Raw genomic sequence first — 19,683 nt, 5'->3', positions numbered from 1 at the left:
TTTTTTATGCTTAAACAAGCCAGTCAGATCAAGGCTTTGAAGTTATGAAATTGATTCAAATACCAAATATTAAACCGAAAGTAATTGTGTTTGATGATTCCTCCGTTTCAAAAGTAATGCCCAAATTTGGAGACTTAATTCTAGAAAACAAATTGTATCAACTCAAAGGGGCTGTTTTTAAAGCTATTGGTTGGGTTGGTCAACCTAATAGTAAGCGATCAATATGTGATTATTACGAACAGTACAATAAATCTGGAGTAAATAAGAAACTTGATTTTGATTGTTTAAATGATTATTTGAAGATGGCTAGGGAACAAATACAAGGTGATTCTGTAGAAGCCAAACGATTTTTAATAATGGGTGCCTTATTGAAATGTTTACGAATATTAGGTGTAAAACGATCAAATGGTCTCCCGTACACGGAAGCTTCTTTCAATGATTATTTTAGCAAGCATCACGAAGAGTTTTATGATGAACTCAGATTCAAGCTCACCGAGTGGTGCTTAAAAATGTATAAAGAAGAAGACATATTACAAGAGGTTAAAATTTTTATAAATACTGTTTTTTGCTTGAAAATGGGTGTTAAGCCTAGTAGAGAATTGCTTTCCTTTTTAAACACTACAACAAGAAATGAAATATTACAGAATGATCAAAAGACTAATCAATATATATACGAAAAGAACGATGATCGTATTCTTATTGATGTTTCAACAGTTCATAGCGTAAAAGGGGAAACTCATACAGCCACTTTATACCTAGAAACCTATTTTAATAAAAAATATGATGTACAATCGATTATCGAATATATGAAGGGTAAGCATACTCCGCCAAGGCTAGAAATGACAAAAAAAAGTCTCAAGATGGCATACGTGGGGATGACAAGACCAACGCATTTATTGTGTATAGCCACTCATAAGGACAGTGAACCACATTTAAAAGAACTTGAAAGCGCAGGATGGGATATTTATAAAATTTATTAGAAATGAAATTGCATATGTTTCGAGCATTATCGCGTCATGATTCATAGAGATTCTCTCAGAGAGGTTATGTTGAGGTAAAACGATCCATTTGGAAGTCATTCGTTATAAGAAATGCTACTAAATTGCTGCCCTGTATAGACAGAGAATAGAGATACTAGCCCTCTATTTTCTTGGGCAGTTTTTTTGTTTTTAAAAAAAGATCTTAACACTCGTACCCCAAATCTTCTTCCTTTAAATTCATTTTGGTTTCATAATTTGCTTGGCGTATCGCTCTCAAATCTTCATTGAAGTCCTTGAGGAGTGGTGTCTCAATAGAGGTCTGGTAGCCCAATTCACTGTACTTGTGGGCAAATTTAAAAGCAGCCTCTTGTCCCCAATTGGGGGCGGGACTGCCGTTGTAGAAGGTGGCATCCATATCGTTGTCCAAACAAAAGATGATGGATTCAATGTCGTAATGATATAGAAATCGCTCCAGCGCTTGATCTGACAAACATCCAAGCGAAATTCGGTGGTCTGCCTTCCAGTCTCGACTGGCTAATTTCGCCAGGGTTGCATGGCTCATCGTATCAATCGGACTTTCGCAAACATAGACGTTGTGACTGGTTCCGATGATATGGAACGGATAGCTTTTATCCGAGTAGGGCCAATCCTGCTTAAAGGATCGTTCCGGTCTTGTACCACGCAAGGAGCAATATTTGGCCGTTCCATTCTGATCGTACCCGACAAAGACGCAATTTCCGGTCTTACCTTGTTGATACAGCTTTTTTTCGTACATGTGACAAGAGACGATTTCCGGATCGATACCCCGGACATGGATCAGGTACCAGGCTGCGCGTATATTGTTAGGCGCTTTATCAGGAAGTTGAAGCTCGCCGCCGGAAGGTTTGGGAAGGGAAGGTGCTGGTTGATACTTAGGAACGTCAGTCACCAGTAAATACGCAACGGCCTCTTTAAAATCCATTCGCAAAAATTGCATCACAAAGTCGATGGGACCGCCACGAGTGTTGGTTGAGAAGTGATAGTACTTATTACTGTCTCGGAAAAAGTAAAGACCGCCGCTTCGCTTCGCATGAAGCGCGCGGCGGCCACCATTTTCGAGTATGTAGCCGTGAGATTTGACGAATTCGATTAAGTTAATATTATTAGCTTGGGCTATTTCATCTTTGGTCAGGTATTTTGATATCTTCATTGGACTGTAACCACCTTTTGTAATAAAAATCAATGGGAGAGAACTTGAAGAAGGAGGAAGAAGAAGGAAAATGTCGAATGAAATCATAGATGCAAGTTTTTTTCTATAAGTCAATAGTCATACATTGAATAGGACATTTGTTACTTCGTAATTAATATAAAGGGAAATGGGGGATTCAGGATCTTATGGAAATAGACTATAGCAAAATCAGGTTGTATAAAGATCGTATTAGAATATTCTTTATCATCTATTTCTTTGGGGAGGATTATCATGATCCAAGGCGCCCCAATTGTAGTAAAGTATTGCATACTGAAGTAAAAATTCAGAAATTAGATTTTCTGTTAAGAAACCCGGATTATCTTGCTTATGAACTAATGGAACTACTAAAGACAGGAACAATTAAAAAAGCAGAAATTAAAGATGAAATAATAAAAATATTCGTCGAAAACGAACCCGAAGTTCGTAGGTTAGAAATGGAAAAGTTCTTTTTCGGTGCTTATGAAGACATAGATCAAGTTATTGCCTTTTTAATATCCTGTGGGTTCATTGAATACGCCAGTGAACGTGATACAAACTTAAGGGTAATCAAAAAGAGTTATTATGTTACAAAGGAAGCAGATCAGAAAATGACTGAAAATCTTAAGAATCTTGAAATGTTGAAATGGTATGTTAAGAGATGTGAATTAATTAAAAAGTACTTCGGAGATTTCTCTGGTTCAGATTTAAAAGCACTCCAATACCAGATTGATGAATATAGAAATACTTCATATAAAGAGTATATTACCGACATACAAGAACTCGTAAAAAATCAGTTTTTTAAGGAGTTTGGTGAGAATCTATGAATAAGGAATTAGAACGATTCATTAATAGATTAGTTGAAGGATTCAAGCATGTAGATTTTAATCAAGCTAGCGCTCTTATTGATTTCGATTCTGCATTCGAAGATATGCCCATTTCAACGGGAAAAAGATTGATTGTAAATTATCTGGGATTTAATGGTCAAAAGAAAAACGGTGACAGTATAAATTTTAAAAAGGAGTTTGAACAAGGTGTCAATTTAATTATCGCAGATAACTTGAGAGGGAAGTCTACAGTCTTTAAGGTTCTAAAGTCTGCCTTAGTTGGGGATGTAAATAGTATTAAAGCTGATGTAAAACCGTGGATAAAAAACATTATCGTAGGTTTTAAGATTAGTAATAAAGACTACTCTATAATGATATCTTTGGAAAAAAGATTCCATGGAATTCTATATAGTATTCCTTGGAAGGAGCTTATTAATGAAAATTCTGTTGATAGCAATATAATTTTTGAGGCGAATAGTAACACAAAATACAGTGAAGAAATTCAGAAGTTTTTCTTCAATCAATTTTCCTACTATTCATTAAAATGGACACAAAAGACTTCTGCAAAAGACAGTAATGACCTGGTGGAAGCTGGTGCAAGCTGGAAAACATATTATAAGTCAATTTATCTGGAATCAAAAGATAGTGTGTCTTTCTATGGGGGACAGGATCAGAAGGTTTTTCAAATGTTGCTAGGTTTTGAATATACTAAATGGGTAAATCATCTTGGTGTCAAGAAGGATATGTTGCTCTTTGACTTGAGCAAGCATAAGGAATTTGAGAACAGGAAGATCAATGCGGGAAAAACAGAAAAAAATGAAAATGAACTTAGATTGGAGCAAATTCAAAGGCAACTAGAGCAAATTAAAAACAGTTCACCGATGCAAGAACTTTCCCGACTCCAAAATGATTATAACCGAATGATAAGAAAATTAAATCATACTAATACAGAAACGTTGAAGACGAGTCAAGAATTACAAAGAGCAATTAAAAAGCAGGCGGAGCTATCAAGAAAACTGGAGGAGTATGAAAATGAGGAAAGAAGAATTCGTAAGGAAATAATAAAAAATGATCGACTTCTTAACGACTTGCTAGAATATATAGAGATTGGGCAATTTTTTTCCAATCTAGACATTAAGTGTTGTCCAAGCTGTAATCATGAGGTAAATAATCATTACTCTGAAATCGATGGAACGTGCCCTTTATGCCACGAGCAAGTAAAAATCGATGATGACAATAGGCAAGTTTATATTCTTAAGATTGACGAATTAAAAACACTTTTAAAGAAATTAGATGAAGAGATAAGATTAATTAAAGGGAAGATACAGGAAATAACAGATAGTTTAAAACAAGCGAATCGGGAAGTTGAGGGAATAAGAAATCAGCTTAAACTACAGGGGAAAAATGAAGAAGAAATGGAAACTGAGCTCTCAAATATTGTCAGTAATATTGATTTGGTTAGACAAAATAGTAGTGATATATCAGAAGAAGAAAAAAAATTAATAGCTGAACGTGCTGTGTTGCTATACAAGAGGGATAGTGCAAGTGATAGTAGTAACGAACAGATAACATTAGAAAAAATGGAAGAGGAACTAAAAGTACTAAATTCGGCGATTGAATTTCTAGATCAAAAAAGATATGAAAAGAGCAAAAGTATTTTAGACACTTTGGCAAGTCTGATGTTAACAGAGATCCATGAATTTGGACTCGAATCAATAACAGATATTAAGATCGATAATAAATTTACTATAACTTATATACAAAATGATGTTAGTATGAGATTTGATGACATTGCAGAAGGTGAACAGTTAAGAGTGAAACTTGCTTTTTACTTAGGACTTATACAGCTGGACATAGATAAAAGTTTTGGACGTCATACACGATTTCTTATTATTGACAGTCCTAATAAAGAAGAAGGTGATTCAAAATATTTGGAAGGATTGAAGGATGTACTCATAAATATTAATGATAGATACGGTGAGAATTTGCAAATAATTATTGGTACAGCAACTCGTGAATTGGAGAACGTTCTAAAGAATCAAACGATCTACTCTAAAGGAGATTACGTGTTCTGATGAAACTAGGTGAAGAATATTTTAGTTGGGAGCTGAAGGAAAAAATACGTTACTGGGATGAAGAAAATTTTCTCTCTGAAGCCGAAACATTAAATGAGAAAGAAATTTATCTTTTCGCTAAGAGTGTTTTAAAAGAATCTAGTGAAAAATTATATTGTAAGAGGAGGGCCTTACAGAATTTACTAACCTTGGTCTATAAGGGGAAAGTTAAACCACGACGAATCATTGGGTTATTGCTTGATGAGTGGGAAGATGCACAGGAGACCAGTTTGGAGTGTTTACGGCTTAAATATTTATCTTTATTTTATCAGAATGAATCGGATGATATAAAAGAAATTCTTAATGAAAAATTTGAAGATAAGAATTGTGAAATAGTGTCAGAAGCAAGTTATCAAATGGGTTTAATCCAAATTTTCGACGCCAACGATACATTATCGAAAAAAGATTACCAGCTAAAAATAGCCGCGGCAGAAAGCTTTTTTGAATCAGCAGTGAAAAATGATGATAACAGAATTGATGCCAGGATACTCAGACTTATCTGTCAATATTTAATAGATAGTTTATCCTCCAAGTCAAAGTCCGCAGATGAGTTATACGAACACATTATGGCTTTAATATGGGAAACAAGACTACTTTCGTTAGATGAATGCTCTAACGTAATATTTATTGGAATTAGTAGGTGTATTTCAAAGTTACAAAAAATTAAGTGCGAAAATCCTGATTATTGGATAGATTATAGAAAAGAGTTTAATTATTTATGTCTTCAATTTTATGAGTTGAAAAATGTTGACTATAAAGAAAATCCCTTCTTTGAAAAAGTAGTAAAAGATACAAGCGGAAAAATTATTGAGCATTTTATTGAACCAATATTTAAGTTTAATTATAAAGCTACTCTTTCAAAAATCGATGTATTACTAAATCAAGATAGTATAGCTAGTATTGAAAAAGAATTCTTAAATTACTTAAAACAAATTGTCATTAGTGATACTATTTCTGGACAAGATACAAGTCTTAGTTATATTAAAGAGATTTATCCTACGGTTAACGATAAAGATATAGATGAATTTATAAAAGGTTTGCATGAATCAAATAAAACTCTCGCAGTATGGAAGCTTCTTGAAAGTACAAAACGTTATTCATATGATGTGTTGTTAAATTCAGTAGTTAATGCATGTGTAAAATTACAAGGAAATCATCTATATCGAAATGCCTCTGAAGACGATAGGAATGGATTCATAAAGAATATACTAGAAACAACAGGATTTTATATAAAGGATCAAACAAGGTGGGGGATTTCAAATACTGGTAAATCCGCAGGTGAAGTAGATCTCCTTATTGAAGAAAAAAATTCTCCATACTCAATTATTGAAGCGCTGAATTTATCATCATTAGATGCAAATTATTTAAATCTCCACATTAACAAAATTTTCAAATATGACACGACTGGCCTTCCGTATAACTTTATTATTAGTTACGTGAAGATAAAGGATTTTGGATTGTTTTGGGCGAAATATAAAAAACATATCACTAAACACAAATATCCATATAAATTAGAAACTATTGATTATGGTATAGACAACGAGTTTTATTATTCAGGTATCAAAATGGTATTAACTAAGCATAATAGAAATGGCATGGCAACAGGATTATATCATATATGTGTTAGTATTTCTGAATAAAAATAGCGTGTAGATATTATCATCTATACGCTATTTTTCGTTTAGATTAATGATGAGAAAATTTGTTTTGGTATACCGGTGATTTGATGAATAAAATGAAGTAAAGTTTTTGCACTCATTGTAATGCTCTTTATATCATTAAAATATTGGCCCAACTCTTTCTCATTAATTCCTTTGCCCTTTAAATCATACTCATACAGAACAAAATCGAAATACCGTAGAATGTCATAGTAAGCATGAGGATTTTTTGTGATCCTCGAAATCATGTCTAAAAAAGCTTCATGATAACTAGGAGGGGTTAAATTAACTGTTTGCTTATTGGTAGGAATATTGAAATCCGGAATTTGTTGCTTAACTAAGCTAAACGCAATTTTAAAGGAAGCATCGAGAATTTCATTTCTTTTTTTTATGGGAATCTCGCTTGAAATAAGACCTTCAGTAATTGTTTCACGTCTCTCTTCTTCAGAAAAATAATACACTTCCTTGGAAATATCAAGAATAGCCAAAGTTAATAAACATACTAATTCATATATCGCCCACCGAATAGCAGAAAGTTGAGATTCTTCTAGCGGCAGGGTAACATAAGATGATAAATCCCTCAATGCAGTTATACTTTTTTTGGCTTTAGTGAAATTATCAAGATTCCAGTAATCACTTGAAATAAAAGATCCAATTTTTTTGAATGATTCATTGTTTGGAATACTTATTCTAGAAAAAGTTATCTTTTTATCTTTCAAAATATTATAATCCCAAGAGCCGCGCCAATCTGAATATTTTACCCCAAAATCGGACTCAAGCTTGTCAATTAACCGAATATCAAGTATTTGTACTCCTGTTTTTCGAGCGTATTGTTTGGTAGCAAATCTCACATCATTTTTAACGAATATTACATCGTCAGCCTTGAGTGAACTTTGTATTCCCTGGATCCAAGTTAATCTATCATGTGGTCGCGCTTGGCCGGATTTACAATCAACCCAAAGTGTCTTTTTTGAAAAGTCTCTATGAATATAGATTCCGAAAACATCTAAATCAGTAATCGGGTCTGCAGCATCATCATTACTGGTTTTTAGCAAAATTCCTGTTTTAGTGAAGTATCCCATATGATAAAGTAATCTCTTCATTCTAAATTCAAGTAAGTCTCCACTAGATATTGTTGGTCCATCTTTAGGTTTTTTTTTAGTTGAATTAGATCGACTATTAGGTTTTAATTGACGATCATACGAAGTCGTATTTTTTAATTGTATGGCTGTTAGTTTCTCTTTATTATCAATAGTTCCTGGGAAGTCAAATGTTGGTTGTTGAACTTGTTCTGGTACTACAGTTGGTTTATCTTTTGTTGGTATGTCCGATTGTTCAGTACCTTGCATTTGTTCATCAAGACCAAGGGAATCTTCTTTATTTGAATTGTTCTCGGGAGACATTAAAGCACCTTCCTTTCTTGAACTACCAGTATCTTTTCTTCAAATGTTAATCCTTCAATGTTACAAAATTTCATCTCTAAGGACCCTGTTCAAATATTCTTCAGCTTCCTTCACAGGTTCTGGAGATTCGCCGAGATGGATCCTGTTTTCTTCAGGGGTTACAAAGGAGCCTGTATCAGATAATGATGAATAATCAGTAACATCGCTCGAAGAAGAAATATGATAATCAGGGCTTTTGATTATATCCAGTGCGGCTTGTGCGACATCTTTTCGAATTAGCTCAAGAAAATAGCCACTTTCATTTCTACCTCTATAATAGTTGTAGCGTGAACCATATGAGACTTTAATAATACCTTTTTTTTCTAGAAGCGTATAGTCAGTTTCATTGGCTGGATGAGGTCCAATTCTCCCCTTATCAATAAGAAAACTAAGAAATCTTTCGGTCTGTTCAATTGTTGAATATTGGGTATAGTTTTCACCAAATCTGAGCGAAGCTAGAAGTAGCTTTACATCGTCTAGGATGTCATCTTCATATCCTGCAGAACTGATTAGTTCTGAACTAAATCCAAAATCCTTTTGAATTCCTCTACTTGAGATTATTGTAATAGGATTTATCATTCCAGTTTTCTTCGCAAGCATAAATAAATCATTATCTATATTAGGCAATTTCTCTAATGGGAAACCTTGCGTTCTTTGTATTAGTTCAATTATATCTTTAAGATTTTGTTTTTTGCCAAAGTCTAAGCCTGATATTGCCATGGCGATTTTTTTATGATTGGGACCCCAGACGTATTCATTACTGATAATAGCATCATGAGTTCTCGATTTATTTAACAGTTGAATTAACTTAAATTGACTTTGTAGAGTAAGTGCTAGTTGAATCTCTTGATCACTAAAGCCTTGCATATTAAAAAGCTGAGTGAGTTCGCCCTGAAGGTAAGGTATTTTTTTTGTTGCATCCATCGTTTCTACAGTGATTCTTTCTATAGGAGTTGGACCAGATACTTCAAATACTTTACCCGTAATATCTAACACATTATGATTAGTAAAGACGTATTCTGCAACTCCTGTAATATCTCCTGTACTATTTCTAATAATCTCAACTTGCTTATCAGACGCTTCTTCAAGCATCGGAAGAATAATTCTGTGTAGTTCTTTTGGGGATATATTAACCGAGTTAGCCATTTTTTCTAATTTTTTTATGTTATCTATTTCATTATTTCCTCGAATAACACCTAATAACCTTCCTGCTTTTCCTGCAGTATTTAAGGTATCAAATTCATCAATATTCGAGCTGTCAGTTCTATAGGCTTTAAGATGTTTTTGTGTTGCAATGGACCAATAACCAGACTTTACATTATCTTGTTCTGACATAAAATAGCCCCCGTGAAATTGTTGATAGTATTGGATAATATTTCTACGTCCATTATAATTGAAATTAGGCCATATTGCACTTGAAATTAGAATTGATATATTGAGGTGAAGATTGAAGTGAAGAATATTACTTATCATTATCCACCTGAGTTAATGGGTTTGCTAATAGATACTGTACCGCTTTTAAATCGTTCAAAAAGAGATGTTATTTTATTTTTTAAAGGAGCAGGAGTTAGTACTAGGCTTTTAAATGATCTTGAAAATACAGTAATGGTTGATAGGTCATCCATTAATAAGTATGAGATCGTTCGTTTGGTATTGACTAGATTGAACGATTTGGGAGAACAAGCTTTAAGAGAAAGAAGAGAAGTCCTGAAGCGAGTGGTGGAATTCGAAAGTTATGAAGCTTGTTGGGATACAGATAGATTAAAAGCAAAGGGGCTTGTACATGAAATACGCCAATTAGTAAATATCAAAGATTCATTTACAAGGATGAAAAACGCCAAAGATGAGGCGGAACAGCAAATAAGAAAAGAATATTTGAGAAAAGCTACTGAGGTGCAGAAATTAACACAGGCTAAAGAGAGATTTAAAGATGAATTAAGCACACTCTTTGTAATGAAGGATCCTCATAAGCGCGGTAAATTATTTGAAGATATTCTTAACAGACTGTTTAACTCATTCGGTATTCTTGTTAAGGAAGCATTTACTTTAACTGGTGATGATAATGAGGGCATTGTTGAGCAGATTGATGGTGTTATTGAGATGGATGGTGAATTTTATCTTGTAGAAATGAAGTGGTGGGGGAAAGCAATTGGGCCTGACGAAATGGCGAAACATTTAGTAAGAGTTTTTACTCGTGGACAAGCAAGAGGATTGTTTATCTCCGTGAATGGCTTTACTGATGCTACTGTTACGATGTGCAAACAATCCTTAGATAAAGTTGTTATTGTTTTATGCGATCTTTATGAAATTATTTTTTTGCTTGAGAACGACGGTGATTTAAGAGAATTTTTGAAAAGTAAAATACAGGCTGCAATTGTTGATAAAAACCCATATTATAAGGGCTAGTAAAAATTAGATTAATAATATTAAAAAAAGGAGTAAAATATAAGCGATTTTAGTCCTTACAAAAAATTATGCTCCGATATGCAACTGGCAGCTTACGTTTATTCATTCACAGACAGAAGAAATTGAAGATGCATGTGATATCGGAGCGCTTTTTTAACTCTCATGATTCCGCCTCAATCTCCACGTCATTAGTTAGGTTCTCATCTAGCTCATTACCTAATTGCATTATTACTGGATCCTGTAGTTCTTTAAATTCTAGCGTGAAATCGATTTCAGACTGCCGAGCAACTAGCTGTTGCAGTTTCTGCTCTTCTTCAAAAGGTTTACCGATCTCCTTTTGCGCTGCTGCAAGCTGCAGCAAGGTATCTTCTCGGCTTTGCTCGATGTCGCGGAGCATTGCTGGAATTTTGGCAATCAGGTTCTCCAGCCGTGATAGATTCCCCAGTGCTGATTCCCCGAGCTCGATGAAATAGGTTTCTGCTCCATGAATTTGCAGATGAACAGATTCAAAGATTGAACGAGATAGGGAGAGAGGAAAGCCGCAATATTGACCAATCTGCACCGTGGGTTGGCCTGCATCAGTCATGTTTGCCAATAAAAGCAGAATCTCTCCGGCTTCGGGCCGTTCCTCATAAGTCTTGCCATCAATTTGAATGGAAAAGGACGTCTGGCGGTTTTGGTCCGCCGTCTGAATATCCGTCAAAATCTTTTTCGCTTTTTCATCGCAGGCTGCTATCATTGCCGGGTAGCTTTTTTGAATTTTGTTTTCAAGTACCGTTTGCTCGTTTTGCCAGTTGGCTTTAAGCAGTTTCAGCCGGGCAACTTCATTATCTACGTGCATCTTTTCGGCTAGCAATGGGTTGCCGGTAGCTACGGCCTTGACTTCGGCAGCCGTTAATACGGTTTCGTCGGCATCCTCGCAGGAACGGGAAATGCTCTTGCCGGTCATGACTTGGGAGATGTAGCGCAACTTCTGCTCTTGAATTTGCCACAGATAGGCGTCAAAGGTTCCCTTGGTTACGTAACGAAAGATTTGAACCATCTCATTCCGGTTGCCTTGCCGCAAAATACGTCCGTCCCGTTGGGTAATATCAGCCGGACGCCAAGGACAGTCCAGATGGTGCGCGGCAATAAGTCGATCCTGCACATTCGTTCCTGTCCCCATTTTCACAGTAGAACCCAGCAGGATGCGAACTCCGCCGCGGCGCACGCTTTCAAATAATTCTTCTCTTTGTACGTCAGTTTTCGCATCGTGAATAAAGGCAATTTCCTCTTCCGGCACGCCTCGAGACGTTAATTGTACTTTTATTTCGTCATACACGTTGAACTGTCCGGGTTTTGGCGTACCGCTGTCGCAAAAGATCACTTGCGTTAGTCGATCCCCAAGCGTTTGCTGCCAAATGTCAAAGACGTTGCCAATGCAGCGATTCAGTTTGGAATGCGGATCGGATGGAGCATCCTCATCCAACAACCTCGGGTCAATGGACATGAGTTTGGCTTCATGGGTGAGTTTTAGCATATTGTCTTCGGATGCATCGACTTCATTTTTGCGGATTTTCTCGGCACGAACCACAAAATCGTCCATGATCTGTTGCTGAAATGGCGAGCATTCACTGATGACTACGGTTGCTTTCTCCTCCTTCAGCTTGGGAGTGGGGAGGTTCAGCATATCGGCGGTCTGGATGTCTGCGACCAGTCGAAACAGGCTCATCAGTTCCGGCAAATTATGAAACTTGGCGAAGCGGGATTTCATACGATAGCCACTGCCTTCCGGTGTCATTTCCAGAGAGGTCACAACTTCACCGAAAGTTGCTGCCCAGTTATCGAAGAAGTCCAGACCGAGTTTTTGTAGCAGAAGCGGTTGAAGGTAACGCTGCATCACATACATTTCGGACATGCTGTTACTGATTGGGGTGCCTGTCGCAAACACAACGCCTCTGCCGTTATTCACTTCTTGAAGGTATTGGCATTTGAGCATCATGTCCGTGGCCCGCTGGCTGCTGGACTTACCGATTCCAGCAACGTTTCGCATTTTTGTGTACGTAAAGCAGTTCTTGTAAGCGTGGGCTTCATCGACGAACAGCATATCGACGCCAAGTTGCTCGAAAGTGAGCAGGTCGTCCTTTTTCTTTTCGTTGGCCAGTCGTTCAAGACGGGATTTCAGATTATTCTCGAATACAACCATCTGCTTGATGCTCCAGTCATCTCCTTTTTCCTTTTTCATTTGGTCGATCATGCGGGCAACATTGCGGATTTCATCTTCTAAAAGCCGTTCCTGCCGTTCGCGGGAAATCGGGATTTTCTCGAACTGCGAGTGCCCAATGATAATGGCGTCATAATCACCCATTGCGATGCGAGATACAAAGCGCTGCCGATTGGCCGGGGTAAAGTCTTTTTTGGTCGTAACGAGAATATTGGCCCCGGGATAGAATCGCAAAAACTCATTGGCCCATTGCTCCGTAAGGTGGTTGGGAACGCAATACATCGGCTTTTGTGCTGCGCCAATCCGCTTCAAGGTCATGCCAGCCGCGATCATGGCGGCCGTTTTTCCGGCTCCGACTTCGTGGGCCATTAGTGCAGTTCCTTGATAGAGGATACGAGCCGCCACATCTTTCTGATGTTTTCGTAGCTCCATTTCTTCACTCATCCCAAAGAACACCAGATGCTCACCATCATAGTGGCGCGGGCGAATCGTATTAAATTTGTCGTTGTAGATCGCCAACAGTGTGTTCGCGCGTTCTTTATCCCGGAACAGCCAGGACGCGAAAGCTTCCCGCATTTGTTGCTGTTTGGCGCGGGCGATCATCGTTTCTTTGGCATTGATGACATACTTGATTTGTTCGTTGCCGTTTGCATCCAAATACGTAACCGGATCGCGCACGGTCACGCTTTGTAGATTCAGACTGTTTTCAAAAATTTCATATGCGTTGACGCGGGGCGTACCGTAGGTTTGATGGACTTTGATGGAGTCTCGTTCCAGCGATTTTCCGGTCACGCGCCAAGTATTCGTATATTCCAGATAATCGACATCGACTGTTTGACTGTTTTGCAGCACCTGGGATGTTCCGAAGGTTTCATACATAAAATCACGGTAATACCGAACAGGAATCCACGGACTGCCGATACGAAAATCAATGTCGCCGGGTAGTAGTGGAGCAGGCTGGACACGGGTCAGCGCATCTACATTTCGGGTAAACAAGTCAGGATGTTCCCGCGCCTTAAGTGCCGCATACGCTAATTTGTCTTTGACATGACCTGACAAATATTCTTCGTCGAGTTCCCAGCCCTCATCGATGTCGCCGTTATACTTTTGCGGATTCAAATAAATGCGTTCGCCAAGCTCCTCGCGAACGTCCGCCGTCGTTTTATTGCATAGGAAAGCAATATAGGGCAAGTCGATTCGCAGCCGTTGGTTGAGACAAACTTGCAGCGCCTCTAGCGCAGATTCCACACGCTCGGGAAAACGATTCGGCCGGATCGTCGGGCGGGAGAAAATAGCCGCCTTTACCCATGTTTTTTGTGGAGTGAAATCTTCAATGGAACGAAGGAGGGGGAGCTGGTCGTCATCGGAGAAAGCACTTTTATTGGCCCGTTCGTTGATCGCGCCGTAGGATCGGACAAAGCGGTCGTAAACCTGATTGAGCAGCCGTTGGGCCGTTGCAAGCTCTGCGTCTTCGTAACCTTCTTCCCGTGATTGAATGTCAATGACGTCCAGCAGTGCTGACCTGATTTCGCATAAACCCTTAATTCGCTCGGCTTTTTTTCCTTGAATATCTTGAGCCAGCATTTCGCCGTTTTCGCAGTAGTAGATCCGGTCATCTTCAACGACGTAGGAATTATTTTTAACACCTACAGGCGCTTCGCGTCGTTCCGGTTCGTCGTTATCCGTTACTTCCAGTGGATGAAGGTGCGGAGATTGGACGGGCAAAGAAGGAATATTTGCCTGCAATGAACCAAGCGCCTGCTTCAAGGCAGGGAAAAATTCCTGTCCCTCCAACGGAACGCAGGCGGTGGTTTGTTCCGGCCCATATATGCCGCGATCCCAAATCATACGTCCAAGTACCATCTCGGGGTGAGACAAGTAATAACGGTTGAGTGGCACACCGCCCGGTGTCTGTCCCACTTCTACCCACTCCGGCCATTCTTCATTGGAAAAGCGGACCGGCACAGTTCGTTTTTGCAGAAATACGATGTCGGTTGTAACGGTTGTACCGGAAAGCGATTGAAAGGTGGTGTTCGGCAGGCGTATGGCACCGATCCATTCAGCCTGCTGCGCCAATAACTTGCGGACGCTGGAATCTTGTTTATCCAGCGTGCCTTTACTGACGATGTAGGCTAAAATGCCGCCAGGCTTCAGCAAGTCGAGCGACTTGATAAAAAAGTAGTCATGAATGAGATAATTGCTTGTGTAATGCTTGTCAAACACGCGGATATTGTGAAAAGGAACGTTACTAAACATAGCATCGAAGCGAGTGTTCTTCCAATCCACCGTCTCGAAACCTTGGAGACGAATGTTGGCAGTCGGGTAAAGCTGGCGGGCGATCCGTCCGGTCAATGGATCAAGTTCTACCCCATGCAATTCAGCCTTTTCCCATTCCGGCGGCAGTACGGAGAAAAAGTTGCCTGAACCCATTGACGGTTCCAGCAGCTTGCGCCCTGTGCCGTCCGTTAGTCCAAAGCGCTTCAAAGTGTCATGGATAGGCTGGATAATCGCTTGTTCCGTGTAAAACGCTGTTATTGTGGAATTGCGGGCTGTGGCGTATTCATCCTCGTCCAGCAATTGTTTTAGCTCTTCATATTCATTTTCCCACCCTGAGGCGGTGGGATGAAACGCATTAGCCAAGCCGCCCCAGCCGACATAGCCAGCTAATACTTGTTGTTCATCAGGCGTAGCCTGCCGCTGCCCATCATCCAATCGCTTGAGCAGCCGAATCGCTTCTACATTACGTTTGTATTTGCTTTTCAGACCGGGTACGTAAGGAGAATGGGCCGGATCAAAGCGGTAGTTGATTGCCATGGAGACGGTGTTGGCTGGAGCGGTAGCGACGGCAACCGAACCGATAGAACTTTGCGATAAGTTGTCAACGTCGGGGGATAAAGCTTGTTGCGATCTGGTTCGTGTAGTAGAAGGTTGATCATTTTCAATGCGCCGCTTATCCTGTTTGTTTTCTACGATTTGTTCGGCAAAGCTGAACAGCGTCCATTCCGGCTCCTCAGGCGGGAATGGAGGAAGGTTTTCACTATATCGTCCTTCCCGTATGAGGGTGAGCAGGACGGAGGCCACTTTGTTCCAGGTCAGCGTCACTTCGTGTTGACCGTTGGCATCCGTCCACATTAATTCCATCCCTTTGCCGCTTGTCATGTAGCCATGAAGACCGAAACCCAAGTCACCACGGGTTCCGCCAATCCCATAGGCATTTTTTAGCACAGGCACAAGATCGGCCGGTTTGACCGGATGATGTTCGGTTACAAATTGATAAAGTCGCGGTTTAAGGGTTGGCTCGCCTTGATTACGCTGTAGCAGAAAGGCCAATATCTCCTCCGCAGAATGTCCTTCCGTATAGCCGTCCGTTTCAGGCGAAAAAAAAGAACCGCTGCTTAGCGGCCCCTGAGGCGGTTCGGATAAAGTTATCTCGGTTTCAACACGATGTCGTTCAGTATCAATTCTTCGGCGGTCTCCTTGATCTGATTCAGGTGGCGTGTCCTCTCCAGCGTATCGTCGGTCTGAGGCAGGGGACGGAGCCGGAGGAGCTGCTCTGTTAGTTGTTCCATTTTCGTTTGCGCTTCCTGTTCCACTTGGTGCATTTTTTTCATCAGGTCGCCTTGCATTTGAAGAATCAGAAAGCGCTGTGGATGATGGTTGCGCAGGTAATTCAGCGCCATCCGACCGTATCGGCCCAGCGGCTGCTCGTCCGCTTCCGGTTGGTTCGAGATTTGCAGGTTGGGGTAGAGGAGACCGTCTACCTCGCGATAGGTCAGATTTGCTTTCTTGTCCATGCGTGATGCTCCTTTCTTGGTTCATGATTTTGACGTGTCTGGCGATGTCTTGTAATAAACTGCGGGCAAGGTTATTCACTTGATTCCCTAAGCGGACGGCAAGCGGCAATGAATTGAAGTGGACGATGGTAGAGAAATCCACATCTTCGGGTTCCAGCAGCTTGCAGCGGCGATGAACAAGAAACCGAACGCTCTCCTGAACCAAGTCTTGCATATGTTGTTCCAAGCCGGTTAAAGGAATTGAACCCAAGAAATGCTCTTGAATGTCCAATTCAATGTCTTGAAACCATTCATCCATGGATGAGGCGGCGGCTTCCCGTGTCAACTGATTAATCGCTTCACTTAGAATCGCGGTGTCATAAGAAGACAGCCGCCCGGCCAGTTCGGTTGTGTCAATGGCATCCAGACTCCAGAGAGAGGGAAGCGGCCTGCCGTTGGTTTGCGTCACATCGAACAAGTGGTTCAGCTTCGGACGAGCCTCTCCGAAATGACAGACGGCAATACTTTTTTCCCCTGCGTTAACGCGGCGTCCGATTTGGTTCCAGATGGTCAGGGGAGCCAACATGGTGGCGTCCGGGTTTTGGCTGTAGATGAGCAAGGCATTGTCGAACGAGTATTTGTAGATGGGAGCGGCAAAACGCAAGTAGTTCATCCAGGCTTCGCTACTTTGGGTCAGTTCTGTAATGGTAGATTCATATAATCTCCGCAACCGTTCAACTCTCATGATGGTTCTCCTTTCCTTTTGGATGGTTCTATGTGTCTTTTGCGTTTTAATGTTCCAAGTCGTAGTCTATACGTCTGTCCCCAACACCCATCGGAATATGAATAAAATTTTGGTATTGGTTGTTTGCGTATTCGGCATATCGCAATTTGACGGCTTCCAAAAAGTACGGAAGCAGGCCGGTATCGAACATAAAGTATGGACTATAGTTGCGGGCGGCATCCTGTTCCTCATCGCCAATATACCTGTTGTATAGGTTAAAAGCCAAGCGCGTCAGTTTGGCGGAGGAGCTGGTTTGCCAAGCTTGATGCAATCCTTCCAGCCTGATACTATCCTCTTCAAAATCGTACAAATCTCGGATATGCAGGCGGCTCTGCTCGGTCAGGCCGAGCAGATAAAACAGAGCTTTCCGATAAGGGTCGTCGTGGCTTTGCGTCGTGCGCATCATGCCTTCGTAAAATTGATGGTGTTCCAGGTCTTTAAACTTCGTAAGCATGGTCATCCTCCTTCGATTCTGGTAATGGGGATTGCTGGCGCTGATAGGAGAAGTACATTTCCAGCGCCTTGTCGATAATCTCTTCAACCTCGGCTGCTTTGCTTTCCGGTTTGAAATACTTGGCATATACTTTATGCTTGAGCTTAAAGGGGGCGGGCGATTTGCTGCGCGGTTTACGGGTCGCTTCGCCGGATAATACACTTTCTGCTTTTTCGGCGGTGAGCTTGCCGGAGTACGATCGTAATAAATCAGCTCTCTTCATGTCCACTTTGTACTCGGTTTGCGCTAAAATTTCTTCCACGTAGCATTGCTCGGTTTCTGGTAGATACGAGAGGCTCACTGCCGGATAAATGCCGAATTCGCCGTCATCAACGCGCTTTTTTAGCTCAACGATTAAATGGTCAATTCGCAGTAAGCGTGCAACCGTATTTTTGGATAATCCGTATTCAGCGGCTACAATATCTCTGCTCTTTAACCTGTGCCCTAATGGGGCAGAAGTTGAATCTTCCCTGTCGTACTGCGGGTTTTCCAGCTTTTTGAGTTCGTCAATAATGTCATTACGCTTCCCTTGTGAGAACATATCGGAGTAACGAAGAGAGAGCACCTTAGCCTTTTCAGACGGAAGCATTTCGCTAAAGGAACGCTGCAACACATTCGTTTCAACAACATACATGAGCGCTTCTTCGTCGGTCAGATTTTCTTTTACGATGGCGGGGAGTTGCTCTAGACCGATTAGCCTTGCTGCATTCATCCGGTTATGCCCGGCGAGCATCTCGAAGTCGCAGCCGTTCTCATCGGTCTCGATTCTATGAATAATGACCGGCAAAAGCACGCCGTTGCTTTCGATACTGTTCGCCATATCCGTAAGGCGTTCGCCGTCATATAAATGAAAGGGGTGATTTTTAAAAAATCTAATTTTATCCATCGGAATAAATTGGATTCCTCCTGCTGCCGGATTTGGTGCTTCCGGTTCGGAGAGCCGAAGTAGCTCATCAATGCTTCCTAATTTGGGAACGATACGATTACTGTTGGCCATGCTGAATCATCTCCTTTGCAAAGTCCTGATAGGCCATTGAGACTTTGGATTTGGGATGATAACTGAGTAAACTCTGACTATAGAAGTTGGCTTCCCCGACAGTCACGGACATTGGAATTTGTGAATCGAAAATGCGGATGATCTCCCCATAATGGTCTTTGATAAGGCGGAAGGATTCTTTATATAGGTTCGTTCGGAAGTCGCACATCGTCATCAAGATACCTTCAATACGGATACTGGGATTAATCCGCTTTTTGACTTTAACAATAATATTGAGCAGTTGCGTTAAACCGGTAGCTGACCAAAGCTGCGGATTTACCGGAATGAGCACTCTGTCGCTTGCTGCAAGCGCATTGATGGTGAGCAGGCCCAGCGAAGGATTCGTGTCGATTAAAATGTAATCGTAGTTTTCTTTCATCGGTTCCAGTAATGAGGTCAATATTTTATCGCTGCCCATTTCATCCCGCAGGTTGATTTCCGACACGGATAGTTCGATGTTGCTTGGTATGAGGTCTATTTTGCCTTGAGAATGCAGAAATGTCTCCGCCGCGGGAATCGTTTTGTCGCTCATGATGGCATCCAAAATGTTGCACATGCTGACGGACAGTTTGTCCGGTTGCTTGATACCGAAGCATAAGGTCAGATTCCCTTGCGGATCGAAATCGACCAGTAATACTTTTTTTCCTTCATGAGATAAGGCATGAGCAAGATTGTAAGCGGTGGTGGTTTTGCCCGTACCGCCTTTCTGATTGGCAATGGTAATCGTCGTCGCTTGGGGTGTTGTCGTCATTAGAAACCCTCC

General features: G+C 40.6%; 12 protein-coding genes. 5 read left to right on the top strand and 7 right to left on the bottom strand.

The window, feature by feature from the left end; translation table 11 throughout:
• The first annotated feature begins 44 nt into the window (after positions 1–44).
• Complete coding sequence (locus FRY98_RS03485; RefSeq protein ID WP_148450346.1) at positions 45–980, top strand: hypothetical protein; 936 nt, start codon at positions 45–47, stop codon at positions 978–980.
• Positions 981–1,182: 202 nt separating this feature from the next.
• Here FRY98_RS03485 and FRY98_RS03480 read toward each other — a convergent pair whose 3' ends face one another.
• Positions 1,183–2,169, bottom strand: coding sequence for a DUF3991 and TOPRIM domain-containing protein (locus FRY98_RS03480; protein ID WP_170287017.1), 987 nt, complete (start codon positions 2,167–2,169; stop codon positions 1,183–1,185).
• Between the two features lie 185 nt (positions 2,170–2,354).
• On the opposite strand from FRY98_RS03480, the gene FRY98_RS03475 reads away from it, so the two are divergent.
• The 3 genes from FRY98_RS03475 to FRY98_RS03465 are packed head-to-tail and all read left to right on the top strand — an operon-like array spanning position 2,355 to position 6,765.
• Positions 2,355–3,011, top strand: a complete 657-nt coding sequence (locus FRY98_RS03475) for a hypothetical protein (RefSeq protein WP_148450344.1) — start codon at positions 2,355–2,357, stop codon at positions 3,009–3,011.
• On the top strand, positions 3,008–5,086 hold the full coding sequence (locus tag FRY98_RS03470) for a coiled-coil domain-containing protein (RefSeq protein ID WP_148450343.1): 2,079 nt from the start codon (positions 3,008–3,010) through the stop codon (positions 5,084–5,086). Before FRY98_RS03475 ends, FRY98_RS03470 begins: the two co-directional genes overlap by 4 nt.
• On the top strand, positions 5,086–6,765 hold the full coding sequence (locus FRY98_RS03465; RefSeq protein ID WP_148450342.1) for a hypothetical protein: 1,680 nt from the start codon (positions 5,086–5,088) through the stop codon (positions 6,763–6,765). The genes FRY98_RS03470 and FRY98_RS03465 overlap by 1 nt, the downstream gene beginning before the upstream one ends.
• Before the next feature lie 41 nt (positions 6,766–6,806).
• On the opposite strand, the gene FRY98_RS03460 is transcribed toward FRY98_RS03465, so the two are convergent.
• Positions 6,807–8,186 (bottom strand): hypothetical protein, encoded by a 1,380-nt coding sequence (locus FRY98_RS03460; protein ID WP_148450341.1) that lies wholly within the window; start codon positions 8,184–8,186, stop codon positions 6,807–6,809.
• 60 nt (positions 8,187–8,246) lie between these two features.
• A complete protein-coding gene (locus FRY98_RS03455) occupies positions 8,247–9,560 on the bottom strand; it encodes a hypothetical protein (RefSeq protein WP_148450340.1) in 1,314 nt (437 codons plus the stop codon).
• Positions 9,561–9,677: 117 nt separating this feature from the next.
• Here FRY98_RS03455 and FRY98_RS03450 point away from each other — a divergent pair, with 117 nt between their 5' ends.
• Positions 9,678–10,631 carry a restriction endonuclease gene (locus FRY98_RS03450; protein ID WP_211373250.1) on the top strand — a complete coding sequence of 318 codons (954 nt, stop codon included), beginning with the start codon at positions 9,678–9,680 and terminating at the stop codon, positions 10,629–10,631.
• A 160-nt stretch (positions 10,632–10,791) separates the two neighbouring features.
• Here FRY98_RS03450 and FRY98_RS29585 read toward each other — a convergent pair whose 3' ends face one another.
• The 4 genes from FRY98_RS29585 to FRY98_RS03425 are packed head-to-tail and all read right to left on the bottom strand — an operon-like array spanning position 10,792 to position 19,671.
• Positions 10,792–17,352, bottom strand: coding sequence for an SNF2-related protein (locus FRY98_RS29585; RefSeq protein ID WP_476703882.1), 6,561 nt, complete (start codon positions 17,350–17,352; stop codon positions 10,792–10,794).
• A gap of 46 nt (positions 17,353–17,398) precedes the next feature.
• Positions 17,399–17,845, bottom strand: a complete 447-nt coding sequence (locus FRY98_RS03435; RefSeq protein ID WP_148450338.1) for a DUF6075 family protein — start codon at positions 17,843–17,845, stop codon at positions 17,399–17,401.
• On the bottom strand, positions 17,829–18,881 hold the full coding sequence (locus tag FRY98_RS03430; protein ID WP_148450337.1) for a ParB N-terminal domain-containing protein: 1,053 nt from the start codon (positions 18,879–18,881) through the stop codon (positions 17,829–17,831). The genes FRY98_RS03435 and FRY98_RS03430 overlap by 17 nt, the downstream gene beginning before the upstream one ends.
• Entirely contained in the window at positions 18,868–19,671 is an 804-nt protein-coding gene (locus FRY98_RS03425; RefSeq protein ID WP_148450336.1) for a ParA family protein, read from the bottom strand. The genes FRY98_RS03430 and FRY98_RS03425 overlap by 14 nt, the downstream gene beginning before the upstream one ends.
• Positions 19,672–19,683 lie beyond the last annotated feature (12 nt).

It is taken from the genome of Paenibacillus faecis (assembly GCF_008084145.1).
Taxonomy (GTDB): Bacteria; Bacillota; Bacilli; order Paenibacillales; family Paenibacillaceae; genus Fontibacillus; species Fontibacillus faecis.
This window is presented reverse-complemented; position numbering and strand designations above follow the sequence as displayed.